23 protein-coding genes are annotated in these 26,211 nt (G+C 35.5%); 16 read left to right on the forward strand and 7 right to left on the reverse strand.

Annotation, left to right across the window (positions count from 1 at the left end):
- Window positions 1-170 precede the first annotated feature (170 nt).
- From ACMAYS_RS03940 to ACMAYS_RS04000, 13 genes are read left to right on the forward strand one after another with little or no spacing between them, the layout of a single operon-like run.
- The gene (locus ACMAYS_RS03940) at window positions 171-1,634 is read left to right on the forward strand and encodes a hypothetical protein (protein WP_412462780.1); all 1,464 of its coding nucleotides are present in this window, start codon (window positions 171-173) and stop codon (window positions 1,632-1,634) included.
- A 15-nt stretch (window positions 1,635-1,649) separates the two neighbouring features.
- Window positions 1,650-4,016 (forward strand): type II secretion system secretin GspD, encoded by a 2,367-nt coding sequence (gspD, locus tag ACMAYS_RS03945; protein WP_103216817.1) that lies wholly within the window; start codon window positions 1,650-1,652, stop codon window positions 4,014-4,016.
- A gap of 20 nt (window positions 4,017-4,036) precedes the next feature.
- On the forward strand, window positions 4,037-5,773 hold the full coding sequence (locus ACMAYS_RS03950; protein WP_103216816.1) for a GspE/PulE family protein: 1,737 nt from the start codon (window positions 4,037-4,039) through the stop codon (window positions 5,771-5,773).
- A 26-nt stretch (window positions 5,774-5,799) separates the two neighbouring features.
- Complete coding sequence (gspF, locus tag ACMAYS_RS03955) at window positions 5,800-7,008, forward strand: type II secretion system inner membrane protein GspF (RefSeq protein ID WP_412462781.1); 1,209 nt, start codon at window positions 5,800-5,802, stop codon at window positions 7,006-7,008.
- 45 nt (window positions 7,009-7,053) lie between these two features.
- Complete coding sequence (gene gspG / locus ACMAYS_RS03960) at window positions 7,054-7,509, forward strand: type II secretion system major pseudopilin GspG (protein ID WP_412462782.1); 456 nt, start codon at window positions 7,054-7,056, stop codon at window positions 7,507-7,509.
- Window positions 7,510-7,531: 22 nt separating this feature from the next.
- Entirely contained in the window at window positions 7,532-8,197 is a 666-nt protein-coding gene (locus tag ACMAYS_RS03965; RefSeq protein ID WP_392991439.1) for a prepilin-type N-terminal cleavage/methylation domain-containing protein, read from the forward strand.
- On the forward strand, window positions 8,182-8,694 hold the full coding sequence (locus tag ACMAYS_RS03970; RefSeq protein ID WP_392991437.1) for a prepilin-type N-terminal cleavage/methylation domain-containing protein: 513 nt from the start codon (window positions 8,182-8,184) through the stop codon (window positions 8,692-8,694). Before ACMAYS_RS03965 ends, ACMAYS_RS03970 begins: the two co-directional genes overlap by 16 nt.
- Before the next feature lie 3 nt (window positions 8,695-8,697).
- The gene (locus ACMAYS_RS03975; protein WP_412462783.1) at window positions 8,698-9,603 is read left to right on the forward strand and encodes a type II secretion system protein J; all 906 of its coding nucleotides are present in this window, start codon (window positions 8,698-8,700) and stop codon (window positions 9,601-9,603) included.
- Entirely contained in the window at window positions 9,587-10,954 is a 1,368-nt protein-coding gene (locus tag ACMAYS_RS03980; protein WP_103216810.1) for a hypothetical protein, read from the forward strand. Before ACMAYS_RS03975 ends, ACMAYS_RS03980 begins: the two co-directional genes overlap by 17 nt.
- 60 nt (window positions 10,955-11,014) lie before the next feature.
- Complete coding sequence (gene pilM, locus ACMAYS_RS03985) at window positions 11,015-12,592, forward strand: pilus assembly protein PilM (RefSeq protein WP_412462784.1); 1,578 nt, start codon at window positions 11,015-11,017, stop codon at window positions 12,590-12,592.
- Entirely contained in the window at window positions 12,592-13,209 is a 618-nt protein-coding gene (locus ACMAYS_RS03990) for a hypothetical protein (protein WP_103216808.1), read from the forward strand. The genes pilM and ACMAYS_RS03990 overlap by 1 nt, the downstream gene beginning before the upstream one ends.
- Window positions 13,210-13,238: 29 nt before the next feature.
- Entirely contained in the window at window positions 13,239-14,165 is a 927-nt protein-coding gene (gene gspN / locus ACMAYS_RS03995) for a type II secretion system protein GspN (RefSeq protein ID WP_412462785.1), read from the forward strand.
- Between the two features lie 35 nt (window positions 14,166-14,200).
- Complete coding sequence (locus ACMAYS_RS04000) at window positions 14,201-15,172, forward strand: polyprenyl synthetase family protein (protein WP_392991433.1); 972 nt, start codon at window positions 14,201-14,203, stop codon at window positions 15,170-15,172.
- Here ACMAYS_RS04000 and ACMAYS_RS04005 read toward each other — a convergent pair.
- From ACMAYS_RS04005 to ACMAYS_RS04020, 4 genes are all read right to left on the reverse strand, one after another.
- Window positions 15,131-15,562 carry a MerR family transcriptional regulator gene (locus tag ACMAYS_RS04005; protein ID WP_103216805.1) on the reverse strand — a complete coding sequence of 144 codons (432 nt, stop codon included), beginning with the start codon at window positions 15,560-15,562 and terminating at the stop codon, window positions 15,131-15,133. The genes ACMAYS_RS04000 and ACMAYS_RS04005 overlap by 42 nt on opposite strands.
- A complete protein-coding gene (locus ACMAYS_RS04010; protein ID WP_392858006.1) occupies window positions 15,563-15,967 on the reverse strand; it encodes an integration host factor subunit alpha in 405 nt (134 codons plus the stop codon).
- Between the two features lie 307 nt (window positions 15,968-16,274).
- Window positions 16,275-17,738 carry a DNA gyrase subunit A gene (locus ACMAYS_RS04015; protein WP_103216804.1) on the reverse strand — a complete coding sequence of 488 codons (1,464 nt, stop codon included), beginning with the start codon at window positions 17,736-17,738 and terminating at the stop codon, window positions 16,275-16,277.
- Window positions 17,739-17,763: 25 nt separating this feature from the next.
- The gene (locus tag ACMAYS_RS04020; protein WP_392991431.1) at window positions 17,764-19,938 is read right to left on the reverse strand and encodes a toprim domain-containing protein; all 2,175 of its coding nucleotides are present in this window, start codon (window positions 19,936-19,938) and stop codon (window positions 17,764-17,766) included.
- Between the two features lie 73 nt (window positions 19,939-20,011).
- Between ACMAYS_RS04020 and ACMAYS_RS04025 the strand changes: the two genes are divergently transcribed.
- Complete coding sequence (locus tag ACMAYS_RS04025) at window positions 20,012-20,620, forward strand: hypothetical protein (protein WP_146037766.1); 609 nt, start codon at window positions 20,012-20,014, stop codon at window positions 20,618-20,620.
- Here the strand turns inward: ACMAYS_RS04025 and ACMAYS_RS04030 are convergent.
- Both ACMAYS_RS04030 and ACMAYS_RS04035 read right to left on the reverse strand, forming a co-directional pair.
- Complete coding sequence (locus ACMAYS_RS04030) at window positions 20,594-22,351, reverse strand: DEAD/DEAH box helicase family protein (RefSeq protein ID WP_392991427.1); 1,758 nt, start codon at window positions 22,349-22,351, stop codon at window positions 20,594-20,596. The two genes, ACMAYS_RS04025 and ACMAYS_RS04030, sit on opposite strands and share 27 nt — an antisense overlap.
- 124 nt (window positions 22,352-22,475) lie before the next feature.
- Window positions 22,476-23,849 carry a sensor histidine kinase gene (locus ACMAYS_RS04035; protein ID WP_412462786.1) on the reverse strand — a complete coding sequence of 458 codons (1,374 nt, stop codon included), beginning with the start codon at window positions 23,847-23,849 and terminating at the stop codon, window positions 22,476-22,478.
- Window positions 23,850-24,020: 171 nt separating this feature from the next.
- On the opposite strand from ACMAYS_RS04035, the gene ACMAYS_RS04040 reads away from it, so the two are divergent.
- On the forward strand, window positions 24,021-24,713 hold the full coding sequence (locus ACMAYS_RS04040) for a hypothetical protein (RefSeq protein WP_412462787.1): 693 nt from the start codon (window positions 24,021-24,023) through the stop codon (window positions 24,711-24,713).
- Window positions 24,688-25,311, forward strand: coding sequence for an iron-containing redox enzyme family protein (locus tag ACMAYS_RS04045; RefSeq protein ID WP_158246779.1), 624 nt, complete (start codon window positions 24,688-24,690; stop codon window positions 25,309-25,311). The genes ACMAYS_RS04040 and ACMAYS_RS04045 overlap by 26 nt, the downstream gene beginning before the upstream one ends.
- Window positions 25,312-25,358: 47 nt before the next feature.
- On the opposite strand, the gene ACMAYS_RS04050 is transcribed toward ACMAYS_RS04045, so the two are convergent.
- Window positions 25,359-26,204, reverse strand: coding sequence for a hypothetical protein (locus tag ACMAYS_RS04050; protein WP_103216797.1), 846 nt, complete (start codon window positions 26,202-26,204; stop codon window positions 25,359-25,361).
- Window positions 26,205-26,211: the final 7 nt, after the last annotated feature.

Below are 26,211 nucleotides of genomic sequence, written 5' to 3' on the forward strand. Positions count from 1 at the left end.
GACATTCGTCAAATAATCAAAGCAAACACTTACTTAAGTTTAACCGACATTTTAACTCGGTCAAAAAGCAAGAAAATTCTTACCGAATATATCAATGGTTGATGCTTTGGGTAAACAACCTTAAAATACTATAAGGTATTAAAATATAAAAACTTTCAAGAAGAAACTTAATGACGAAAAAGAAAGGATTCTTTTCTAAAATTAAATCAAAATTATCCAAAGATCAGGATGATGGGGAATTTATTGAGCATGAAGAAAATCTTCATGACGGTGAAGAGTATGAGTACGAGGAAGAGTACGAAGAAGAGTACGAAGAAGAGGACAACGGCGAAGTCTACGAAGAAGACGTCGACATTCCCCTACCTCCCGCACCAACCCCAGACGCAGACCAGGTCTTAGAAGACCCCACTCTAGAAGTTTATATTGACGATCTAGAAGCTCACTCCGAAGAAGATGCCGGTTTTCTTTCTAAGCTAAAAAGTAAGTTAACTAACAAATCAACTAACGAAGCTGATGAAGAAGCTGACTCTGAAGATAGCGACGAAGAAGACGAAACTGAAGGATCAGAAAATAAATACAATGTCATGCAACGCATGCTTGATAAAATCAAATCAAAGACAGAAGACTTTGACTTATCAAGAGTTGGAAGTGGTCTTGGAAAAAGAACAAAAGGTCAACCAACTGGCGCACAATACTTTCTTCCTAACCTATTAAGTAATGAATCGCGCCCTAAGATTCATCATTATTTTTTAATTCTTTTAACTTGTGCCTTCTTATATCAAATTGGTAAATTTGCGGCCCTTTTCTTAAATGGCAAAGACGGTGGCGCAAAATTTCAAACAGATTTTAGTCGCCCTAATACTTACGATCACAATGCATCAATTGCTAATATTAGAAACTATAACCCATTCAATATTCAAGAAGATGAAAACGAAAAAACTGAAACAAAAGTTAAGCGTCCGAAGAATGTTGTTAAGATCTGCCTTGCTGCTGATCAAGAATCAAGACTTGGTTTCAAACTCTTAAATACAATTGTTCTTCAAAACAGTGCCAAGTCTGTTGCAAGTGTTTCTAACCGTGGAAAGGTAGAAAATGTTCGTGTTGGTGGAAAGATCAATAATATAGCAGAGATTGGAAGTATCACACGTCAAAAAGTTATCTTTAAAAACTTAAGAACTGGTGAATGTGAATTCATTGCAAACGTTGACGAGAAGGCCAAGCGCTTTGCTCGCAAGGCCAACACTAAAATTCTTCCACCAAGTAGCGCCAAAGACGTAATGCCTGAATTTAACAAGGATATTAAAGTTGAAGGAAATAACTTCAAAATAAAGAAGGAACTACGTGACTCTCTTTTAAGTAATATTGGAGATGTTCTAACGCAGGCTAAGGCCATTACAATTAAGAATCCAGATGGGTCCCTATGCTTTAAAATGACAGAAGTAAAGCCAGGATCAATCTATTCATATCTAAATGTTCAAAACGATGACATAATCTGTGAAATCAACGGTGCAAAAATCGAAAATATGAATCAAATTATGGGAATGTTTGGAAAAATTAAGTCTACGGACTATTACGAACTCGGTATTAAGAGAAACGGAGTTCAACAAAGCTACAACTACAATTTTGTCGAATAATTATAGGGATCATGGATGAAGAAACTATTTTTAAATCTCTCAGCGCTATCTTTACTTTGTCTTGCAGCAGACCCTGCTCAAGCACAGTTTAGACAATTCAAATCAAAAACCAAGGTTAATCGCGATGCGAATCCTTCGGCAGCTAGCCTACTCGATAGCAGCAATGCAGAGTCAGGAAGTGATGCATTTGGAAGAACTGCAACTCAGCCTAAGAAAACTGATGATGCTTACGTTAACTTAAATCCAGAGACTGCTTTTGGTCCAGAGATTGTTACAAGTTTTGACTTCGAAGACACTTCTCTTCAAGACCTAACTAAGCACATGCAAAAACTTACAGGTTTAAATCTGATTATCGACAAAGACCTAAAAGGAAAGATTTCTATTTCTGCACCAACACCTATTACTGTTGGTGATGCATGGAAAGCATATTTAGCAGCACTGAATATGAATGGCCTAACGATGGTTAAATCTGGTGCATTCTACAAAATTGTACAAGCTAGAGATATTCGCTACATCCCTACTAAAATCTACACAGGTAACTATGTTCCAGAAACAGAAAACTACCTAATGAAGATTATTGCCCTTAAAAATATTGATTCGACAGAAGTTTCACGCTCGTTTAGACCATTTATGTCTCGTTACGGACGAATCATTGAAATCAAACAAACAAATACTATTATTATTCAAGATACTGGTTCTAACATTAATCGTTTAATGAGTTTAATTAAATTCATCGATGTTCCTGGCCACGAAGAAACACTACAGATCATCCCTGTTAAGAATACTTCGGCATCAGAAATTGCAAAGCTACTTGATAAGATTTTAAAAGATGATACTTCTAAGAAAACTGCCTCAAGAAGAAGCTCTGATGGTGGTGGACAGATCATCTCAAAATTAACCGCAGAGCCACGTACAAACTCGATTATTGCCATGGCAAACTCAAGTGGAGCAAAGAGACTTAAGGAACTAATCAATAAGCTAGATGTTGAATTAGTTGCTTCTAATAACGAACAAATTCATGTTTACTACCTCTACCACGGAGATGCTGAAGATATGTCTAAGACACTATCTGAGCTAGTAAGTGGATCAAAATCGAATTCTTCAAGCTCAAGAAGAACTTCTCGTTTTTCTAGAACAGCAACTGAAGATAATAACGAATTATTTAATGCAGAAGTTAGAATTACTGCAGACAAGTCTAATAATGCTCTTGTTGTAACTGCCTCTCCTACTGACTGGCTTACACTTGAAAAAGTTATTAAGAAACTAGATCAACCAAAAGACCAAGTATTTATCGAAGGTCTAGTGATGGAAACAAATATCTCTAAATCACGTGATCTTGGTGTCTCTATCGTTGGTGCATACGGATCAGGTGCTGCAGACCGTGCTGGTTCAATTCACGGAACTTCAGGCTCTGTTCTGACACAACTTATTTCTGGAACTTGGACATCAATTGGTGGTCTATTTGCCGGTGTTGGTCTAGGAAATGAAATTGAAACAGAGATCAATGGTCAAACAGTGAAAATTGATTCAGTAAACGCACTTATTTCTGCAATTGCAAGTAACGGAGACACAAACGTACTCTCTACTCCTCAATTATTAGTTCTAGATAATACAGAAGGTATTTTTGAAGTTGGTGAAAAGATTCCTGTACCTAAAGAGAGCCAGGCATCTAATGGTTCAACAACGACTTCACTAGACACACAAAATGTTACTTTAAAGATGAAGATAACTCCTCAAATTAACAAGGTAACAAGATATATCAAACTAAAAATTGACCAAAACTTTGAAGATTTCTCAAGTAGGGCCCTTCCATCTGGTGTAGCATCAGTTGGTGTTGGTACAGTCGTAAGAAGTGCTGTAACAACTGTAACTGTTCGTGATCGCGACACAATTGCAATGGGTGGTATGATGAGAGACAAGACAACAGATTCAGTAAGTAAAGTTCCTCTACTTGGTGATATTCCAGTTCTTGGTTGGCTATTTAAGAATACGACGACACAAACTGAGAAACTAAATATGCTAATGTTCTTAACGCCAAAAATTCTTGATAACTATCAAGAAGATATTGCGAGTACAGTTAAAGAAAGCTTAAATCGTCGTGCTTCTCACCTAAAAGAGTTCCACGGTGAAAAAGATCCATTTAAGTCGACTGCTAAAGGTCTTTACAACAAGGCCCAAAAACAAGAGCAAGGTCCTCTTTATGATGAGCAACGTAACAAGTACTACAAGCAACAAAACCAAGATAGCGTGATGAATGACTCTGTTATTGAGCCTGGCTACAATGATGTCGTTCAGAAAGTAAATGCGAAGAAATCAGCTCCTAAGAAGGCCCCTGCTATAAAAGTAAAGTCTTCAGATAAAGAAGTTGTGATTAAGAAGTAATTTAAAAAGGCTTGATGTAAATGAGAAACCAAATGCTAGAAACATTTGAACACGGTAAAGAAAAGATTGGTGAGCTTTTAATTAAGCACACCTCTCTTACACGTGAGCAGTTAGATGAAGCACTAGAGATTCAACAAGAATCTGGAATGCTTATTGGTGAAATCTTACTTAAAAAGAACTATATTCACCCTCACGATATTACAAAAGTAATTTGTCACCAAATTGAAATACCATACGAGTCTGAAATTGATGTGGATACAATTGATCCTGAATTAATTACGAATATTCCAATTAATTATGCAAAGACGCAGGAGCTTATCCCAGTAATGGAAACTCCCCGCTTTGTTTCAGTAATTATTACGGATCCATTTAATTTTGATGCCATCAATGACCTAAGAGAAATTTTTAAAAAAGATATCCATATCTCAGTTGCCCAACCATTGAAAGTTAATGACGCAATCAATCGCGTGTATGAAAAAGCAAATAAGAATATGGTTCAGTCTCTTGAAGACGAATTTGATGAATCACTAGATCTTGACGGTCCGATTGATATCCTAGATGCTGGTGCGGATGAAGCCCCTGTTATTCGTTTTGTTAACTCGATTATTTTTAGAGCAGTAAAAGAGCGTGCAACAGATATTCATATTGAGCCGTATGAAAAAGAATCAATTTATCGTTTTCGTATCAATCGAGTTATGACGGAAGTCTTAAGACAACCGCTTAAAACACACTCTGCTGTAGCTTCACGTATTAAAGTTATGGCAAAACTTGATATTGCAGAAAAACGTCTTCCTCAAGATGGCCGTATTCCAATTAAGATGGCCGGTAAAGATATCGATATCCGTCTTTCAACGGTACCAGTTCAAAATGGTGAGCGTATCGTTATGAGGATTCTTGAAAAAGACAATAATATCCTTCAACTAGACCACCTTGGTTTCCACGGTAAGGTTCTTGATGATCTCGATGCCCTATCGCAAAGAAAAGATGGAATTGTTTATGTATCAGGTCCAACTGGTCACGGTAAATCGACAACTCTATTTGCGATGCTAAGTCGAATCAATACACCAGATCGAATGATTATTACAGTTGAAGATCCGGTGGAATACGAAGTACCTGGTATTTCTCAAATCCAGGTAAACCATAAGATTGAACTTTCATTTGCTAAAGCACTACGTGCCATTCTTCGTCAAAACCCTGATGTTATCATGGTTGGGGAAACAAGGGATTACGAAACTGCAGAGATGGCGATACAAGCTTCAATTACTGGTCACTTTGTTCTATCAACGATTCACACTAACGATGCATCGTCAGTACCAAACCGTCTGATTGATATGGGAGTGCAACCATTCATGATTGCCTCTTCTCTTTCTGGTGCTCTTGCGCAAAGACTTATTCGAACACTATGTAAGGAGTGTAAGAAGCCAAAAGATATTACTGACTTTGATCTAGAAGTACTAGGAATAGATAAAATACCTGAAGGTGCAACTGTGTATGAGTCCGTAGGTTGTCCAAGTTGTGACAATAAAGGCTACTCAGGTATGACTGTTGTCGCAGAACTTTTAATGATTAATGATGAAATTCGCTCACTTATTATTAACTCTGCTCCATCAGGGCAGATTAAAAAAGTTGCACAGAAATACGGGATGAAAACTCTTAGAGATGATGCCATTGAGAAAGTTATAATGGGAATCACTTCAATTGCAGAAATGAACCGTGCAATCAATATTGAAGGCGAAGACGAGAGTCAGGAACAATAAAGAAAAAGTAAAAAGAGTAAGAAGACATGGCCATATTTGATTACAAAGGTATCGATCGTACCGGAACTGAAAAGAAAGGTAATATCACAGCTGAAAACGAACAGGCGGCCAAGGCCAAAATTCGTGCTAAGGGTATTATGCTTACTGCGATAAAAGAACATAAGTCTTCTAGTAAGTCTTCTTTTGAGCTAAATTTCGGAAGTACCGTTTCAATCAACGACCTTTCACTTATGACAAGACAATTGGCCACTCTTGTTAAAGCAAAGATTCAAATTGTTGAAGCCTTCAATGCACTTATTGAACAGTGTGAGAACCCAAAATTAAAAGTTGTTCTCTCTGAGATTCGTCAAAAAGTAAATGAAGGTAGCTCCCTTGCCTCTGCATTCTCAGACTATCCAAAAATCTTTGACCATATTTATGTCAACATGGTTGAAGCCGGTGAACAGTCAGGTACATTAGATATTGTTCTACTTCGTCTTGCAGAATTTACAGAAGCGCAAGTTAAATTAAAAAATAAAGTTAAAGGTGCCATGATGTATCCAATCATCATGTTACTAGTTGGAGCCCTTGTTATGGGTGTAATTCTAGTTTTAGTTATTCCTAAGATTACAAAGATTTTTGTTTCGATGAAAAAAGAGTTACCTCTGCCGACAAAAATTTCAATTTGGCTATCAGGATTTTTACAACAATATTGGTGGGCCGTAATAATTGGCGCCTTTGGTCTTTATTGGCTATTTAATCGCTATATTAATACAAAGAATGGCCGCGCAAAATGGGACTACGTGACTCTAAAGCTTCCAGTATTTGGTTCACTTATTACAATGGTGAACGTTTCACGCTTTGCTTCAACTCTTGCAACACTTTTAAATTCAGGTGTACCAATTCTTGCTTCAATGAAGATTGTTAAAAACCTAATTGGTAATGTCCATATGCAAGATGCAATTGAAAGCGCTCGTATTAATATATCGGAAGGTTCTTCCATGGCAGCGCCCCTTGCACAATCAGGATACTTCCCTATCATGGTTACACATATGATAAGCTTAGGTGAAAAATCAGGTGAACTCGAACCAATGCTTAACATCATTGCGGAAAACTACGAGGATCAGGTAGAATCTAAATTAAGTGGGTTAACATCTGTACTCGAACCTATTATGATGGTCGGCATGGGTGGAGCTGTTGCTTTCATTGTAATGTCAGTTGTCGTTCCAATGATGGAGCTAAACTCAATCAATTAAGCTTTTTAGAGGATATAGAAAAGAAGACATTTAAGGAGATTTTAAATGAAGTACAATTTTTTTAAACGCCAAGTAATGAAGAGTCAGGCCGGGATGACATTAATTGAAATCCTAATTGCCCTTACTCTAATTTCACTTATGGGGACATTTATTGCAGGTAAAGTTTTCGACTCACTAGAAGAAGGTCGTGTAAAATCTGCTAACATTCAAATGAAATCACTAGAGTCACTACTGAAAGACTTTAGAAGAAAGTGTAACTTCTACCCTACAACAGAGATGGGATTAGACGCACTTATCAACAAACCGTCTGGCGGACGCGAGTGTAAGAATTATCCACCAAATGGATTTATCGATGCGGATGAAATCCCATTAGATCCATGGGATATGGAGTATGTTTATACTTCAGATGGAAAGACTTACAACATCATGTCTTATGGTAATGATAACGAAGAAGGCGGAGAAGGTTTCGCTGCCGATATCTACTTAAGAGACAATAAGTAATCTAAAATAAATTAGGGAAACTATGCATAAGGCACATGGACAATCAGGTTTTACATTAATTGAAATTCTGGTATCCATGGCCTTAGCTTCCCTACTTCTTTACATGGTTGCAGGATCAACCTTTTCCTCACGCCGCAACCTAGATGATACGATTGAAAATGTTGAACGAGTTATTCGCTTCTCAAGTGATGAAGCAAGCTTAACAAATAAATTTCTACGCGTTGGTTTTGACTTAGAAGATATCGACCAAAAACTCTCTTTAGAAATGGCACAAAGTAATGACTTTGTAATTGATATGGATTCAACAAAGAATTACGATGACATGACTGATGAAGAGAAAAAAGAAGCAAATAAGAAAGGTCGCTTCATGCCTCTACCGGACTTTGATGCTAATGACTTCCGTCCAACGGGCGGTGTTCGCATTGTTGCAGTTGGCAGCACACTAACACAAAAATTACACATAACTGGCAAACCATATGTTTACTTTTACCCCACAGGTGAGAAAGATTCTGTTATAATTATTCTTGCAACTGAAGATGAAATGGTCGCACTATCAACAGAGCCATACAGTCAAGTAATCAATCGTGAGTACGTGGCCTTGGAAGATGTTAACTTCTCTAGTGACGACTTTATTGAAAAACTAACAACAAAAGCAGAAGAACTTTATAACGAATGGTTAAGCAATTAAAAAATAATTCTGGATTTACCCTCATAGAGGTTCTTATTGCACTTGCAATATTCGCTGTCTTTATTACTTCATATATCACTGCTCAAGGCCTAAATATTACAGATTCGATGGAGATGCGAACGGAGATAACTCTTCGTGAATATGGAATTGAAAAAATGAATGAGATTCTGGCCTACCCACCGGAGCTAAAAGATAGTATTACGATGAAGCCTGAAGTAGGGAAATTTGAAAGTAATGAAAATATTAGCTATAGCGTTGAATGGAAGAATTTTACGGTACCAGACTTCGAAAAGATAACGGGCTCTGAAACACCAGATGATGGTGACGATAGCAATAACTCAATTCAAAAACAAATCTTTGGTGTTGTTAAAAAGAACCTTGAAAAACTTATTTGGCAAGTTAGTGTCACTGTTAAAGATGATACTACAGAAGAAACGTTTACAATAAGTACGTGGCTTTCAAATGATAAATATAAAGTAGAGATAAACGGACTCTAGAAGATGAGAAGTTTTAAAACCGATCATATTCACAACAATGAAAAGGGCTTCACATTAATTGAAGTTCTTATCGCTATCGCTATTTTATCAGTACTCATGACGGCCATTTATACAATCGTCGACAGCAGTGTTAACACGAACGATCGTGTTACTAAAGAAGACCGCGAGAGACTACAGTTAGAAATTGGAATGATGAGAATTGAAAGAGATATCGAACTCATCAACTCTCCTCTTTATTACGAATCGTCTAAAGCAGAAGATAACAAAGCTTTTGCAAAAATCTACAATGCCTCACAATCTCAATCGGGATCAAGGCTTGGAGGATCGTCTCAACAGCAACAGCAACAACAATCAAGTAAATATGTGATGACTTCTCATATATATCAGAATAAGAATTTTGATAACTTATCGTCAGGAAATGTTCCAATTCCAATTTTACAAAATGAAGAGAAAGGTTCACTGGTTTTTCTATCTTCAGCAAACAGAAGACTTATAAAGAATATGAAGCAATCTAACTTAATGTGGGTACGCTACCGAGTGGTAACGACATCGACAGAGGGGCAAGAGGAAGAAGAAAAAAATACAGAAGCTCCATATTCCCTAACGAGAACAATCATTCCAGTTGATATTTATAATACTGAATTAGATTGGGAAAAAGCAAAAGAATATCCAGTAATAGAAAACTTAAGAGACTTTTCTTTCGAATTCTATAGTCCAGAAAAAGAAAAGTTTGTTTCATCACTTAGAGAATTGAATAAATTAAGAAATACTCCACGTCTTATTCGTATGAATATCGATTACGTCTCAAAGAATGGAGATGAAATACAAATTAATCGAACAATTAGAGTAATGTGGCCAGAATTTGATGCAGCAGCAGACTTAAAGGAAAAGTATGACTTTAAAAAATAAGAAGACATTACTTAAGAATGAGTCTGGTATCGCCATTATTATGGTTACGACGGCCGTTGCAATTCTAACTGTTCTACTTGCTCAATTTACGTATGAGACAAAACTAAATAAAATCAGAATTGAAGGCCAAATCGATAAAGTACAAGCTAAGCTAAATGCTGAAGCAGGACTTCATTACGCCTTGTCTGTCTTAAAGGTATATAGAGAAGCGTGGAACAAACTTGAAGATAACACTTCCCTTCAATCGACAATTTCTAAAAGTGATATTGAAGCTATTGCCACACAACCATTCGTTGTGCCAATTCCGGTTACGACTGAATTAAGTGCTCTTCAAAAAAATGCTATTGCAGAGTTTGAAAAAGAATCACTAATACAAGGATCAATTTCAGTTAGTCTTAAGCCTATAACAGGATTTCTTAATCCTAATACCCTAAGAGTAATCAAACCAATGAATGGAAGCTCTTCACAATCTTCCTCTGAGGCAAGTGGCCAACAGAGCTCGACAATAACACCTCATCAATTCATGGAGAAAACTTTTACAGAAATGCTTGAAACAACATTTAGAAATGAGATCGAAAATAATGAAGACTTCGCTCTTCACTACTCTAATCTTGATCCGAAACTACTTGTTAAAGAATTAAAGTACTTTGTTTCTGGTAAAGAAGATTATGATGAGCCAGAAAAAGCAGATATCCAGAGAACTTATCAAAACCTTGGTGTTGAAGCCAAACATGCCGCTTTTGAAACAGCAGAAGAGCTTTACTCTCTTGCGGGCTGGGATGATGAGATCGTAAATCTTATAAAGGATCGAATTTCAATTCATAATGTTTCCGTAATTAATGTTAACGAAATTACAATCAATCAACTCAAAGTTTTATTTCCTGAAATGTCTGACGTTGCTCTGGAAGAATTCTTTAAGTACCGTGATGGTGATGAGGAAAATGGAACTTCACCAAGTTCATTTAAAAGTGACAAGGACTTCAAAGAACTTATTACAAATCGTCTCGGAGCTGTCGAAGCATCAGACTTTGATAAAAGAATTAAAGAATTTGCTGACGCAGATATTATCATTGGTACAGGTGGTAAGCTTTTCAAATTAGAATCCATCGGTATGTATGCCGACACAACGTATAAGTTGACTGCTTTTATCGACTTACCAATCAAACCTCAGGCACCAACAACGACATCACAAGGACAATCTGGCCAACAAGCAGGTGGTTCACAGAATCCAGATGATGATGACGACCAAGGTAGTGGACAACAACAATCAAGTACAGGTCAACAAGGGCAACAGTCTTCAAGTAAGTACTATCTCCTGCGTCCAAGAGTTGTTGAGATACGCACCTACTAATGGCAAATTTTTCATTCAAAAAAAAACAGCAAAGTTATTGAAATTTGGTAAAATAAATTTATGAGTATTTTAGTAATAGACTGTGGTGCCTACAGTATTAAATTTGTTGAAGGCCGAGTACACAAAAAAAGATTCATTATTGATGATATTGAAGAAGTTCTACTCGAAGATGTTCGTGGGCCAAGTGACCAAGAAGTATCGATTCATGAACTTCAACAAAGAATCATCTCAGGCTTTCTAAAAGACCAGCACTACAATGGTCGAATCATTACTCAACTACCAAATGAATTCTTAACGAATCGCTATCTTGATCTTCCTGCTAAGAGCAAGAAGGATGCGGAACTAATGATTCCTTTTCAACTTGAAGAGGACCTACCATTTAATATCGCCGATACTCACTACATTGTTAATCTTTATAAAAAGATCAATAGTCAATTTTCAGCAATTGTTCAAATTGCAGAAAAGAGTGTCTTTGCGACTTATCGTAATTTTCTACAAGCCTACCATACTGTTCCATCAAACTTAACGTCGGAACTTAGTGTTTATCAGAGCTTTGTTGAAGAAAAGAAATTAGAATCAAATGTATGTATTTTAGATATTGGTCATCAGACAACGAAGGCCTACCTAATTTATAACGGTATTATCTACACTCACCACATTTCGTATGTTGCTGGCGCGGCCATTGATGAGGCCATTTCAAAGACTTACAATATTGGGGCAGCAGAAGCACGTATTTTTAAACACGAAAACAGCTTCTTTCTAACGAAGTCACAGCTTGATAGTGTAACAAAAGAGCAGCAAGATTTTGCTCTTATGATGCATCATACTTTTAAAGACCTACTTTCTCAAATCGACCGATGGCTACTTGGACATAGAGTAAAAACAGGTCAAAGTATCGAACATATCTACTTAACTGGTGGTTGTGCCAATATCAAAAATATTGATAACTATATTACAGAAAGACTTCACGTAAGTGTTTCACAATTTATGACACCAGGTCTTGAGAGAATGGTTTCTGCACAAGAATACAACTCTCTAACACTCGCCTACACAATGGGTGCTTCAAATACATACAGAGAGCCTGCAAAAAACTTTTTTACGAAAGAATTTGCTTCTGCACTTAAAGATGGAATTAAACTAGAAAATACAATCTTTACTTTCTATCGTCTTGCTATAGTTTGCCTAGTTTTATCTGCAGGATTCTTAGTGGAATCACTCTACTTCGTAAATCAAGAAATTAAGTCAACAGATCGTGAGATCAAAAAACTAATTAAATCGAGTAACTTGAATATTACGCAAAAACAGGAAAGATATCTTAGAAAAACTCCTGAGAAGCTAACAAAGATTATTAAACAAAAAAATAAAGCAATTGATGTTGATTTAAAAGTTTTAGCAAAAGTTCCAAAGACTAGTGCTCTTGCTAACCTACACACAATTACAAGTGCGATAAAAAGAAACGAAGAAGTATCATTAACTAAGTACAAAGGTGATCTAAACTCAGGTTTTGCACAATTTCAAAGTAAGAGTGATCGAGATACAAAACAATTATTAAAAGTCCTTAAAGGACTTAATGTTGACGATGCCAATATTGATGAATCTAATAAAGATAAGATTACTATTAGTTTTAAAGGTAAATAATGACACAAAAGAGCATGTTTAAAGAAATTGATGTCGCTATTGATAAGCAAATAGAAGAAGCTAGAAATTCTGGTGTATTTCAATCATTTGCAGACCAACTACGCTCTTTCTCTGAAACTGAGCAAAAAATTATTAATCAGTTCTTATCTGGACTAGTTGTTATTATTCCTGTCATAGCTCTACTTGGTGTCTTTATCTTTAGAACAATGAAAGTCAGTGATCTGAACACAAGAAAAGAATTAGAGAGCGCTATTGTGAGCTTTAAAGAAGGCAACGTGAAGCTTAAGGCCCAAGAAGGCCCTATTGTAATAAATGATGCAATCTACGAAAAATCTGATTTCGTAAATAAATTAACGGATGCGACTTCGAGATTAAACTTAAAAGCAAATCAAATTAATGTTGATGGCTTTCAAAAAGAAAACTTAGGTGGTTCAATCAATCGTATTGAAACAAGTATTATGATTGATAAATTTACTAATAAGGCTTTCGTTGGCTTACTAAACGAACTACACCGAAAGTTTAAAGTTATCATAACAGAAATCGATCTTGAAAAAACAGCTGATGGAAAATTTGTTTCAGGCAAATTTCTTGTCGAATTTTATGCAAAAGTTAACTAATACATAATATGGGTATCCAGAAGAATAATATGAGTGAAGAAGCAGTACAAACAGACGTATACAAGATAAATAAGAAAACAATTTTTCTAATGACGATCCTTGCATTCTTATCTCTCTTTCTTGGATTCATTTTCAATTTTTCAGTTGAAGATAAAGTAATGAGTCTCGTTTATGATGGACTTAGAAAGAATCGAAGCTGCCCTATTTATTATCAGAACGCCTCTCTTAGCTATTTTCTTCCAGGTATTAACTTAAAAGAAATCGATATCTCATCTCGATGTTTAAATGCTCCATCAGGACTAACTATTTCAGAAGCCGATATTTCTTTAGGACTTCCAAGCTTTGCACCAATGGGTCTTACATTTAATACAGAAATAAGTAAGATTTCGGGATTAAATAATAATATCAATATTAAGTCGATTCACAATTTTTCAACTCAATACATTAAGATAGAAAATTCTGTAATCAGCTTTGAGGCCCTTGGCCCGCTAATGAATGCATTTAAAATAGATGGAACGATCAATCTAAACGCACTTGTTAGTACAGATTTAAAAGCAATAAAAGATCTCGATATTTATTTAACATCAAAGGATTTTACGATTCCGGCCCAAGTCATTCAAAGTTTTGAATTACCTACTCTAGCAATAAAAAATCTTTCATTTAAAGCACATGCTGAAGATGGAGGGGCCGTTGAAATCCAAGAGTTAATCATTGGAGATAGCAACTCACCTATTCGTGCCAATGCAAGTGGAACAATTTCTCTAGATAAAAGAAATATTAGAAATTCAAAAATCGATCTCGAAGCACAGGTTAAATTCACACCAGAATTTATCGAAAGTTTTGCGATTATCAACCTTCTTCTAGGCAATGGTACTCCTGACGAACAAGGTTTCTACCATATGAAAATTGATGGGACTCTTGGACGTCCAAACACGCCGAAAATGATTAAGCGCTAGTTGACTAAAGGCCAACTTTAAAGCATCTTAATTCAATGCAAAATCAATCACTACTTAAGCCAAAAGAAGCAAGGCAGCAAATTGAAGCTGACCTAAAGTTATTTATCGATCAAAATAATTATCACAATTTCTTCAGTGAGATATATGATTATTCGTTATTACCTGCAGGAAAGTTATTTCGCCCTCTGCTCGCTTATGCCACTGCAAAAGACTTTGGTATAGACTTTAGTAATCAAAAGCTTGAGAAGTCAATTAAGAGCTTCTCATGTGCATTAGAAATTCATCATACATATACACTTATTCATGATGATATGCCTTGTATGGATGATGATGAATATCGTCGTGGCAGACTTTCAACTCATGCAAAATTTGGCCAATGGCAAGCACTACTGGCCGGAGATGCTCTACAATCTCTAAGCTTTAATTTAATAAACAAAATACAAGTTAGGAATAAATACGAAATTCTAAATTATGCTCATTGGTGTTTAGGCGCCAAAGGACTAATTCTTGGCCAGGCCCTCGATTTAGGCCACCATATGACAGAGAGTTTTAAGAATTTAATTCTTACTCATAAGCTTAAGACAGCACGTCTTATTCAACTCTCAATTGTTGGGCCATACCTATTTAATGACGATGCGGATTTAAAAACAGCAAAGGCACTACACCGCCTTGGACATCACATGGGAATAGCATTTCAACTTCTTGATGATCTTTGCGAATTAGAAGATGAAGTTTTAAGTGAACATGAGGAAGCTGTAAATCCTTGGAAGACACGATCGCAAGAATGTTTCAATGAATTACAATCTAATCTAGAATATATGAAAGTATTTTTTGAAAAGTACGCGTGCGAAAATATCCGTTTAGTGTACGGAGAATATCTTGGAAAGATACTTAGTATTATTGAACCAAATCAAAGAACAATAACTGGTCACTTAGATGTAGAGACAGGCGCTAGGCCCGCCTCTTTAGATCCAATTATTTCTTTGTTGAATACTTTGACTCTTTAGGTTCAATTGATTCAGGATGCTCTTCGCTTGCTCTAGTTTATCTAAATCAATATTGTAATTTACAACTTTTGATTTAGAAGACTTTGCAGGCTTAGTATTTAACTTCTTCTTGGCAACAGCACTGTCTTTAGAAAGATCTAATTGACCTCTTAAAACTAGCTTAGCTTTTTCAATAGTCATCTTTTCTTCAAATAGAAGGCCTTTGATTTTTGCCAGCATTTGAATATCTTTTTGTTCAAAAAGTTTTTGACCAGTAGAAGAAACGAGAGGTGAAATTTCATCAAATTCACTTTCCCAAAATCTTAATACGTATGGCTTTACACCAACGATTGAGCAAACTTCATCAAGTTTAAATAACGATTTTTGTGGAATCGATAATGTTTCTAGCATTTAAAATCCGTTTTCACTCTCGTAGTCATCATCAGTATCATTTCTGAATGATGTTAATGCTTTCGGTGTTCCTTCCTTAGGAGCAATTGAAGTGTCTTCCTTACCTTTATCATCGATACGGTGAACGTAGCGTCCAGTAATATCTTCTTTTAGCACCTGTGAAGGTTTAAAAGTAAGAACACGTCTTGCTGAAATTTCCATCGCCTCACCTGTTTGTGGGTTACGGCCAACTCTTGATGCTTTATCGCGAATTGAGAAGTTTCCAAAACCAGAAATTTTTACTTTTTCCCCGCGGGCCAAAGTATCTTTAATTACCTTAAAAACTAAGTCAACAAGGTCAGAAGCTTCCTTTTTAGAAAACCCTGCTTCCTTATAAACTCGTTCGACAATATCAGCTTTAGTCAAGCTCATTGCATTCCTCCATGAATCAAAAGAACCTTTATATATTAATAGGTTAGCAGAATTATGAATATTTCACAAAAAAAATTTTGTGGGAAATATATTTCATTTTAATAACTTAGCCTTTTTCGGCGTAAAGATGTCAATTAAGCCAGTTTTAAGAAAACATTAAGTTGAGTAGCTAAATAAATACCATGTATTATGTTTATATCAACTTCTTCTTGTCAAATTGGCGTATTGACATGAACAATCCCCAGCACAAGTTTTGCACTTCTGCTGGGGATTTTTTTATCAGACTATTTCACTTAGATTATTAAGACTTCTTTTTAACTGCTTTCTTCTTGGCCTTTTTCTTTCCAAGTTTCTCTTGATCTTTAGCAATCTTTTTTAGGAGCTTTTGCTTTTCCGCATCTTTCTTCTTAAGCCAGTCAGTTAATTTAGTATCAACATCATTTAGCTCTTCAATTAGCTTCTTGGCAACAAGCTTAGGTGACTTCGCAATTTTTGTATACTCATTAAGTTTTTTCGTTTCATCCTGAATAAGTAACTTGCGTTTTTCAACTTCATCTTTTGTCATACGATAAATTGGCATATCTGCTAGATAGTCAGCATAAACGTACTTCTTTTTATCAAGATACTCTACGAAAGACTTTCTGTTTTTCGACTTTGTCGCCTTTTCGTATTCTTTATTTTTGATGAATTTGATAATTTCATTATTCTTTGTAATTGAATCTTTCAGATCAAGGCAAAGAAGTTCATAACGACGAGTAACAACCTTTAACCTTTCACCAGTGAAGATTTCAATAATCTCTTCAGCTTGATCAAAGATCTTTACCCCTCTTTCTGAAATTAGAGTGTAATTTGGAGAAAGAGTTGAAGTTGCACCAATTGTATCTTGAATTTCTTTAAGTGTTGCTTCTTGGCCCTTCTTTAAAAGAAGTTCAATATTGATTTCATTATCCACAGAAGCATCAACGAAATCTTTGATATAACCGCTATCAATGAATTTTGTCAGGTGACGATAAATCTTCTTAGCATCGTAACCACGAGGAAGTTCAGTAATAAAGAACTTTCCACCTTTTTCTTCAATCGACATTTCAAACGTAAGTTTTCCAGTCTTCTTATCAACATGAATTGGTAGAGAATAATTATGAACGTAAGGTTTTAACTTCTTCACCTTACCAGTTTCAATAAATGAAATCATCGACTTAATAATATCTTTGTGATGAAAACTTGGAATCGTCGAAGAGAAACCTGTACCAATCCCCTCAGCTCCGTTTAATAACATAAGAGGAAGCTTTGGAAGAAGCCCTACTGGCTCCATCGAACGTTCATCATAATTTGGAACCATTTCAACTTGGTTCATATCATCAAATAGTAAGAGATCAGATACCTTACCTAGCTTACATTCGATATACCTTCCAGCGGCCGGATCAGTTTCCATCCTCTCTCCGAAGTATCCTTTCTTATCAATAAGAGGATAGTTATTAGAGAAAGTATAATCTTGGGCCATATTTACAATGGCCGATTCAATCGAAGCTGGTCCGTGCGGGTGAAGAGTTAAAACGAGACCAGTGGCAGCTGAAACTTTTAAAAGTCCTTTCGACTGATTTTTCCAAAGCGTATAAAGAATACGTCTTTGACCCGGTTTAAGGCCATCTTGAAGATAAGGGATCGCACGATCCATTAATGTATAGATCTGATACGTGCGGTATTCATCTCTTACGATATCTTCTAAGTTTACTGATTCTAGTGAATGAAGATAAGTTTCTTGCATTATTTATTTCCTTCCAATTTCTTTTTTAATCAAGGTAATCAATCATGTCGGCCAGACCACCAGTTGCAGCTTTTTTTGCAACGGCCTTCTTTGCCTTTTTCTTAGCAGCTTTCTTAGCGACTTTTTTTGCTGGTTTTTTCGCCGTTTTCTCAGTTTTTTTCGCAGCTTTTTTAGCTACTTTCTTAGCTGGTTTAGGCTTAGTTACAACTTTATCTTCAGAAATTGCCTCTGACATAATCTCAGACTGCTCTTCATCAAGTAATAAATCTTTTCTAAGATTCGTATCTTTACCAAAGCAGATATTTAACATCTCTTTAGCTTTTGATTTTTGATCAACGATAATTTTTGTATATTCATCTTTTGATAAAACATACTTCCAGGCTTCCGGTGACATCTCACCAAGCCCTTTGTTTCGATGAATTTCTTTTATTCTTACTTCTCCAGAATTTCTAAACTCTTCTAGTTCTTTATCTGATTCGAAATACAGAGTTTTCTTATCTGTCACGACTTCAAAAAGTGGCGCTTTTGCAATTTGAATAGCACCCATTTCAAATAATTCTGGCCAAAATTGGTAGAAGAAATTTGTTAGAAGCGTATTGATGTGCCCACCGTCAACATCCGAGTCGGCAAGGAATACGATATTAGAATAACGAAGCTTCTTCTCATCAACCTCTTGTCCAAGAACAAGACCGATTGATGCCATGATATCTGAAAATTCCTGATTATTTAAAATGTCTTTGATACCTGCTTGGGCAACGTTCATAGGTTTACCACGAAGAGCAATCCCACCTTGGTACAGTTTATTACGAGCAGATCTTAGACCACCAATGGCCGAATCCCCTTCACAAATAAAGAGTGTACATAAATCACGTTTTTTTCTTTCGTTGGCATCAAGAAGTTTTTCAACTCTTTGTCTTTTTTGCTTACGGCCCTTAGATGCCGCTTCTTTAAGAACTTGATATTTGTGACGAGACTTAGCTCTTTCAATAACAACTTCAAGATAGTCTTTGTTTTTTCTCATGAATTTATCAATAGACTTTGCCATTAATTCTTCAAGGGCCTTTTCAAGATGTGCATCACGAACTAACTTACGTTTAGTTTGCGATTCAAATCTTGGATTTGGCATTGTCACACCAAGAACAAAAGTAAGACCAGAAAGAATATCATTATCAACTAACTTAATTTTCTCTTTCTTTGCCTGACGTTCTAACTTGTCTTTAATCGCATTAATGAAAATTCTTCTTACGCGATCGTGGTGGAAACCACCATCATAAGTAGGAGTAGAGTTAACAAAAGAAATAAATTTCTCTCTTTCTTCACTTCCCTTATCAATAGTTAGAGAAAGAGACATATCAATCTTTCCCTTAACCTTTTTCTTCTTAGTATTTACTGTTTCGTAGATATAGGCTGCTTCACCAAAATCATGCGCATTCTCTTCATCAATTCTTTGAGCTAGTTGGAAGAGACCTTTTTGATAGTGATACTTCTCACCATTAAAGTAGAAAGCTAGCCCTGGATTATTGTAAGCAAGGTCAATAATTCTCTTTCTCAGAAGGTTTTCATCAATCTTATTATCTTTGTATACTTCTTTTGACAGAGTTACTTGGATTGATACACCAGATGCACCTTTGAAGGCTTTTGGTTTTGATTGAGTAATCTTTAGGGCCCCGTCGATAAACTTCGTCGTCTGCTCTTTCTTAGAGTTATAGTGTTTAATTGTAACAATAAACTCATCTGCAGTAAGACAAGTTGCAGCAGCACCAAGTCCGTTCTGTCCTAAAGTTCTGTGTAAGAAGCCTTTCTCGTCTGTTTCTTCATCCTTAAACTTAGAACCAGTTCTAAACTCAGAATAAACCTGCTTGACTTTATTTAATGGGAAACCAATACCATTGTCGGCAACAACAACAGTTTTCCCATCTTCACTAAGAGAAGTGTGAATTTCTGTAACGTGCCCGCGGTAATACTCATCAATACAGTTATCTAAAAGCTCTTCAATGGCCTTTGATTTTGCCTGATGAAATTTAACGGTTTTGAAATCTACTGACTTATCTTCGTAGACATATGTTTCTAAATCTTCAATATCATTAGAACCAAAGACGAGCGTAATACGGTTTCGACAGTGCCACCTTTGATCTTTACTCTCAATGACGGCGTCTTTCGTCTTACCTTTACGATTAACTTTTTCAATGCTGCGTCCCATGCTTAAATTTTCCCCTATCTTAGCTTCGTGCTATAATGAATTTACTATAAAGAATAAGGGAAACTTAAAGGCCTTGAAAGTTACAACGCGTCAACCATTGATAATTACAGCAGTTTTTTACTTGATTTTGGTATTTTCAAATCTTGCTATCGCCTCTGATTTCAAGGGGATTGATGCTGATATCAAAGAAATTTTAGTTGATAAAAAAAGAATTTATCGAAAGGCCATTGTTAAGACCCAAGAAAACAAACAAAGTTTAGATTACCAAATATATGGAATCCATCCAAATAAATGCAAAGTCGCTTTAAGAAAATTGTCGCGCTACGAAAAATTTAATGAATATATCGACCTAGTAAAACTATCAGGTTATTCAGAAAAGAAAAAAGAGATCTATCTGTATCTCGACCATACTCTCATGCCCTTTCCGATGTCGCTAAATTTTAAAATTCCCCGCATCACAAAACCGGGTGCCTATCCATTTACATTTGATAAGGGATTCTTAAAAGGACTAAGGGGAGAAATCAATGTGAGACAACTTTCGGATGGTAGATGCCTCTTCTTTTCAAAAAGTTATTGGAAGGGTGAAAAATCTTCGATACCAGACACTCTCTTTGAGATGTTTTCAGAAACCCTTGGAGAGCTTGCGATGGAAAAGTTATTTCGTGTATCTCGCCGACTTTAGTTCTTCTATAAAAATTTTCTCTCTTATTTGCCAGAAACGCTGTTTCTTTCGCGCAATCACAAATTTCGGTTCTCTAAAATACTTTCGATCCTTTAAGATTTTATCAAGATCATCAATATAATACTTAAGCTCAGGTGTTTTTAAGTGTTTCTTCACAAAAGCATGATAGAAGGCCATCTGTTGCGACTTACTATTTAGCTGATAATATTCTTTTAAAGACTCTCCGTTCACATCAAAGTAGCTGACTTCAAGAGAGCGTCCCTTCTTACCTTGATGTTCACTAAAGATCATCTCTTCCACACGCATAATATGGGCATCTTTAAGTTGCATTGCCTCTTTTAATTTCTTATCAGCGTCACGTAATTCATGTGAACAATGTACACATTCATGAGCACTAATATCATTACTTTGTCCGCAATTATCACAGCTTTTAAATCGAAAAAGAAAGCCACACTCTTGGACAGTCATATTACTTTCGTCAATATGGATACCTTGGCACTTTCGGCCATAGTGTTCAGTGATACAACCTTCACTATCAACCTTGCCCCAAAAGATATTAGCATGCCCACAATCAGGACACATCACCTGCACTTCTTGAGTTTCTCCATGAGGTCGGATTTCACCGACTTCAGGTTTAAAAATATCGTGGTCAAGTCCAGTATAATCGAGAATTAAACAGTCTTCTTTTCCTTCAAAAAGTCTTAGACCTCGTCCAACAATCTGTTGATAAAGACTAATGGACTCTGTTGGACGAAGGATTGCAATCAAGTCCACATGAGGAGCATCAAACCCAGTTGTTAAAACAGAGACGTTTACTAAGAATTTTATTTTTTGATTCTTAAAATCATCGATGATTTGGTCGCGAACTTTTTGATCAGTTTCACCTGTTACAATGGCACTAGAGTCTTCAGGTAAAAAACTCAAGACTTCATTGGCATGCTTTACTGTAGAAGTAAAAAGCATAACCCCATTTCTCTCTTTTGCCTCTTGGACGATATGCTTAACAATCCCTGGTGTAACACGAGCGCTATCGTTCAAAATTTTCTCAATTTCTTGAGTTAAAAATCGTCCAGAATTCTCATTAACTTCAAGTTTTGAAAAGTCATAGCAAGCAACAGGAGAATCAATTTTAATTGGCCTAGTTAAATAACCATTTTTAATCATATAACTAAGTGGCAACTCATAAATACAATGCTTAAAAAAGCGCTCTTCTTTTGTCCTTAGAATTTCATGATAGTGATAGTTATAAATCCATCCCATTCCAAGGCGATATGGTGTTGCCGTAAGGCCAAGAAAGAAAACCTTTTGGTTTACTTCTTTTAGTTTGTCAAAAACCTGTTGGTATTGAGACTCTTCTTCTAGCGAAATTCGATGGCACTCATCAATGATAACAAGAGAAAAATCTTTGAAGAAATCATCAGCAGCACGGGCAATAGATTGAATCGAGCCGAAAATAACCTTTTCGTCCTTATCCTTTCTATTCATAGAGGCAGAAAAGATTCCCGCTTTTAAATCATAGGACTCATACTTAGCATGATTTTGTTCTACTAACTCTTTTACATGGGCCATCACAAGAACACGCCCACGTGCAATACGCGCAAGTTCAGCAATGACTAAACTTTTTCCAGCACCTGTTGGGAGAACAATAAGAGAAGGATCAGCACATTTTCTAAAGTGAGAGACCACTCTCTCAACAGCTTCAACTTGATAATCCCTGAGTTTAAATTTCATTGATGTATTGTATACAAGAATATTTGAAATGGAAAAAAAGTGGCCTATTGATTTTAATCAACATCCAACATTTAAAGAGCATCTCCACACGATGACTCGTGAAGTCGAAAACTTATTATTTAATTTAAAGTGTAAAATGATTACTGTTTGATGTTGTTGAAAGTGACTTAGGAATACTTATTGAAACACTAGTCCCAACACCTTGTTTACTAGATACAACGACATCACCATACATTTTGGCCAATAAATTTCTTGCAATTATCATTCCCTGACCACGTCCAGTTTCCCCTTCAGTACCCAATACCTGCTTAGACATGCTAACATTCATCCCCTTTCCTTCATCAATGATTTTAAACACGAAAAAATCATTGATCTCTGAAATAGAGATGATGATCCTTCCGTATGGAAATGAGTATTTAATTGCGTTATAAAAATAATTTGCAAGAATATTATATGTAAAGATTGGTCTATTAATATAAAAGTCACTACTCTGAGTACTTACTTCAGTAATAACATCTAGATTCTTTCGTAAAATTTTATCTTTGAAACTATCAACTAAATCATCAACGACACTAGATACATTCTCAATTGAGTAATTATTAACAATATGGTCTTCATCTATTTCATTTTGAAGTGCATTATTAGCGATAAGATTTATGATTTCGATGTGTTTCGATATTGTTGTTGCAACCTTAAGATCTTTTTCATCCTCTAAAGTTCGTAACAACCTTTCACATGAAAGTTTGATTGTGACGATTGAATTATTAATGTCATGGCCTAAAGCACGAACTAACACACTCTTTTGTTTTAGCGACTGATCAAGTTGTTCATTTAACTTTTTAAGTTCGTAATTTTGTTGATCTGATTCTTCTCTAAGCTCATTAATTAGATTTATATACATTGATTTTGCGGCCAAATGTGCAAATCTCGTTTTAAGAAAAAGACCAATTGTAGAAACAATATTCAGCTTTTGACTTGGAGATATCTCCATTGTCATTGAAGAGTTTTCAATCCTTAAGCTAACAACTTTGGCAGGTTCTCGACCAATTATCATTGGAAAGTTCCTATAAACTTCTGCATAAATCTTGAAAAATAACGAATGCACTTTCGGTGCCGAAGCTTCTTGGACAAGTCTAATATTTTTACCACGTGTCGATACATTCAAAGTAACGCCTTTGAATAAATATGTTAAAACCAATTTAGATTGAATGTTATAAAGGCTTTTAAGAGATAAAATACTAAAAACTAAGTTTTTAAATACACTTAGTTTTTCTGAATTTAGGCCATCATTGGCAATAACTCGAATAACTTCATCCTCATCAACTTTTTGTAGAAGAAGATCTGCATAGTCATTTAAAAACTTATAAGAAATATACTTATCACAAGTATTTTCATACTTAGAATATAATTCATTGAATGGAGCTTTATCGACACCAAGCTTTGTGACTGAATCTATAATCAGACGGGCCATTAGCTTGGAGCATTTAAATTCGTACATGAAAGTTAAGTACCAAAACTATTCAACAAATTCACTCCATAAATAAATTTTACACAGTTTATTGGCTTGTAAATAAATAGCACCTACATTAGCTAATTTCATAAGTAACTGAAATAACGGGATAAATCAATTTGCAGTATAGATCCTCTCTAGTCGTACTACAATTCTCAAATGGAAATTCAACTAAAAATTATTCACAAGCAAGAAATGTTTAGCAGCGCTAACAAAGCACTGCTTCAAAAGGCCTTTCTAATGTATCAAGAAACATGGGCCGAAATCTTTAAAATTCAAGATAACTTTTGCTCAGATACATTTCTAAGGCAAGAGCTTCATATTCTGCTTTTAGACGCTGATAATAATGTATGTGCTTACTGTGCAATGAGTAAGCATGACTTCTCCATTCCTTTATTTAAACAGCAATCATACTTTAGAGAAATTCCAATGAAAGGCATCAGGGCAATAAAAGAGCTGGCCATAAGTAACGTCTACAGTATTGAGTTACTAACAATTTCTCCGAGTTATCGTAAGAAAAGACACCACTTAGACTTCTACAGTATCTTGCGACAAATTCTAGTGAATATTACAAGAGATATTCAAGCAAAACATGTTATTGCACCAACTGTAAAAACTAATAGCGCAAGTAAGGAAGGTCAAAAGCATGGGGATATTATCTGCGCCAATATTATTTACAAGGGACTCTTATGTAATCTTCTATATTTTAACGAAAAAACAGCTGTCGATATAAATGATGAAATTCTTAAAAGAAAAGTTAACAAACTCTATGATGAGTATAGAGATTCAGTTCTATTTTTTAAGTTTCCAGATGAGGAGGAAAATTATGAATCATTTAGAAAGTTTGCTTAATGAATGTGTTACTCAAATAATCGAAGAAGTAAGAGCAATAAAGTTTGAAGATGAAAATGTATACGCCAATTGGCTAGCGCAAACTTACTATTATACCTCTGTCTCTGAAAGTATTTTGAGAACGAGTGCAAAGCATTGCAAGTCCGAGGAATTATCAAAGCGATGGTTAGAACATGCTGATGAAGAGTCTGGACATGAGAACCTGGCCCTTAGTGACTTAAAGAGTTTAGGTTATAACATTTGTGATTTTCAGGAGTATGAAGAAACAAAGATCTTCTACCAGTCACAGTTTTACTATGCCAATACATATGGAGGTGAAAGTGTTTTTGGTTGGGTCTTAGCACTAGAGGCATTCGCAGCAAATCTTCCTCAAATAATTGTTAATAACTTAATTCAAAAGTATGGAAAATCAGCGACAAGATTTATGAAAGTACATACAGATGAAGATATAGAACATATCAAAAAGGCATTAGAAGCAGTTAATCAACTACCAAACAAAGATATCATTATAAATAATATGAAAGAAACAACTAAACGTTATATCAGGTTATTACAAGCATGTGAAAGTAGTGCTCAGACTCTTAGCAAAGCATCTTAACAAATAGGCCCTACTACAATTTAATGAAGTAGGGCCTATTTTATAAACTAAGCAATTTTACTTAAATCATTCTCATCACCTATCGTTGCCTCTTCCTCATAAAAGCGAGGTGGTTTTTTAAAGACAAGATATAGGTTGGTCAACAAGTAGGTTTTTATCAATTCAAGGTAACCTGACGTAGAAACCTGTACTAGGTCCTCTTCATTTTCGTAATCGATTAAACTATTGCAAAAATTTTGGTACTCAATATTATTTGCCCGACTCATTTGAAACATATTTGTTTTAAATCCCATCTTCTTGCATGGAGACTTAAGAACAAAGCGATACGGGTCAATATTGCACTCTGTAGGGTCCTGAAACCATTTTTTGATGTAGAACTCTTCAAGAAGTTTTACAACGTTAATATAGTCCTTTGGTGGTTTCTTGATCTGACTCTTTGGAGATGGCCAAACTTTACGACTTATCTTATCAAAGGCTTCAATTGCAGCAGGAGTCGCTGATATATTAGTCGTATAAAAACATTTATGCTGCTTAAAATACTCCAACTTATTAAAGCATGCCATCATGGCCATCGCTTCATTACCAGTATAAGAATTTGCAATCATAATTCCGACATGAAGAATATTTACATCACCATCTTCAATAATATAATTCATTAAAAATGAAATATCTTTTCCACGTGTATGAACTATAGAAACAATAATATGACTCAAAAAACTTTTAATCTCATCGATATCTTCTAGCTGAAGGTATCTAATATTTACTTTTTTCTTAGAAGTATTATTAATTTCTATAATTGAACGATACAAACGTTTTAAATTAAAATCATCCAAATACAGGCCTGGCCTGAAATATGTTTTGAAGGAGTAGCTCCCCCACTTTACCTCATTCATAAGTGCT

Source organism: Halobacteriovorax sp. RT-2-6 (assembly GCF_047085025.1).
In the GTDB taxonomy this organism is placed as follows: Bacteria; Bdellovibrionota; Bacteriovoracia; order Bacteriovoracales; family Bacteriovoracaceae; genus Halobacteriovorax_A.

Excerpts from the sequence above, each read along its gene's own strand:
- ACMAYS_RS04005 (WP_103216805.1), bottom strand. The coding sequence starts at position 15,562 with ATGCTAGAAACATTATCGATTCCACAAAAATCGTTATTTAAACTTGAT.
- ACMAYS_RS03940 (WP_412462780.1), top strand. The coding sequence starts at position 171 with ATGACGAAAAAGAAAGGATTCTTTTCTAAAATTAAATCAAAATTATCC.
- ACMAYS_RS04045 (WP_158246779.1), top strand. The coding sequence starts at position 24,688 with ATGAATCATTTAGAAAGTTTGCTTAATGAATGTGTTACTCAAATAATC.
- ACMAYS_RS04050 (WP_103216797.1), bottom strand. The coding sequence starts at position 26,204 with ATGAATGAGGTAAAGTGGGGGAGCTACTCCTTCAAAACATATTTCAGG.
- gspF (WP_412462781.1), top strand. The coding sequence starts at position 5,800 with ATGGCCATATTTGATTACAAAGGTATCGATCGTACCGGAACTGAAAAG.
- ACMAYS_RS03965 (WP_392991439.1), top strand. The coding sequence starts at position 7,532 with ATGCATAAGGCACATGGACAATCAGGTTTTACATTAATTGAAATTCTG.
- ACMAYS_RS03950 (WP_103216816.1), top strand. The coding sequence starts at position 4,037 with ATGAGAAACCAAATGCTAGAAACATTTGAACACGGTAAAGAAAAGATT.
- ACMAYS_RS04015 (WP_103216804.1), bottom strand. The coding sequence starts at position 17,738 with ATGCAAGAAACTTATCTTCATTCACTAGAATCAGTAAACTTAGAAGAT.
- gspD (WP_103216817.1), top strand. The coding sequence starts at position 1,650 with ATGAAGAAACTATTTTTAAATCTCTCAGCGCTATCTTTACTTTGTCTT.
- ACMAYS_RS03990 (WP_103216808.1), top strand. The coding sequence starts at position 12,592 with ATGACACAAAAGAGCATGTTTAAAGAAATTGATGTCGCTATTGATAAG.
- ACMAYS_RS03980 (WP_103216810.1), top strand. The coding sequence starts at position 9,587 with ATGACTTTAAAAAATAAGAAGACATTACTTAAGAATGAGTCTGGTATC.
- gspG (WP_412462782.1), top strand. The coding sequence starts at position 7,054 with ATGAAGTACAATTTTTTTAAACGCCAAGTAATGAAGAGTCAGGCCGGG.
- gspN (WP_412462785.1), top strand. The coding sequence starts at position 13,239 with ATGAGTGAAGAAGCAGTACAAACAGACGTATACAAGATAAATAAGAAA.
- ACMAYS_RS03970 (WP_392991437.1), top strand. The coding sequence starts at position 8,182 with ATGGTTAAGCAATTAAAAAATAATTCTGGATTTACCCTCATAGAGGTT.
- ACMAYS_RS04030 (WP_392991427.1), bottom strand. The coding sequence starts at position 22,351 with ATGAAATTTAAACTCAGGGATTATCAAGTTGAAGCTGTTGAGAGAGTG.
- ACMAYS_RS04040 (WP_412462787.1), top strand. The coding sequence starts at position 24,021 with ATGGAAATTCAACTAAAAATTATTCACAAGCAAGAAATGTTTAGCAGC.
- pilM (WP_412462784.1), top strand. The coding sequence starts at position 11,015 with ATGAGTATTTTAGTAATAGACTGTGGTGCCTACAGTATTAAATTTGTT.
- ACMAYS_RS04000 (WP_392991433.1), top strand. The coding sequence starts at position 14,201 with ATGCAAAATCAATCACTACTTAAGCCAAAAGAAGCAAGGCAGCAAATT.
- ACMAYS_RS04035 (WP_412462786.1), bottom strand. The coding sequence starts at position 23,849 with ATGTACGAATTTAAATGCTCCAAGCTAATGGCCCGTCTGATTATAGAT.
- ACMAYS_RS03975 (WP_412462783.1), top strand. The coding sequence starts at position 8,698 with ATGAGAAGTTTTAAAACCGATCATATTCACAACAATGAAAAGGGCTTC.
- ACMAYS_RS04020 (WP_392991431.1), bottom strand. The coding sequence starts at position 19,938 with ATGGGACGCAGCATTGAAAAAGTTAATCGTAAAGGTAAGACGAAAGAC.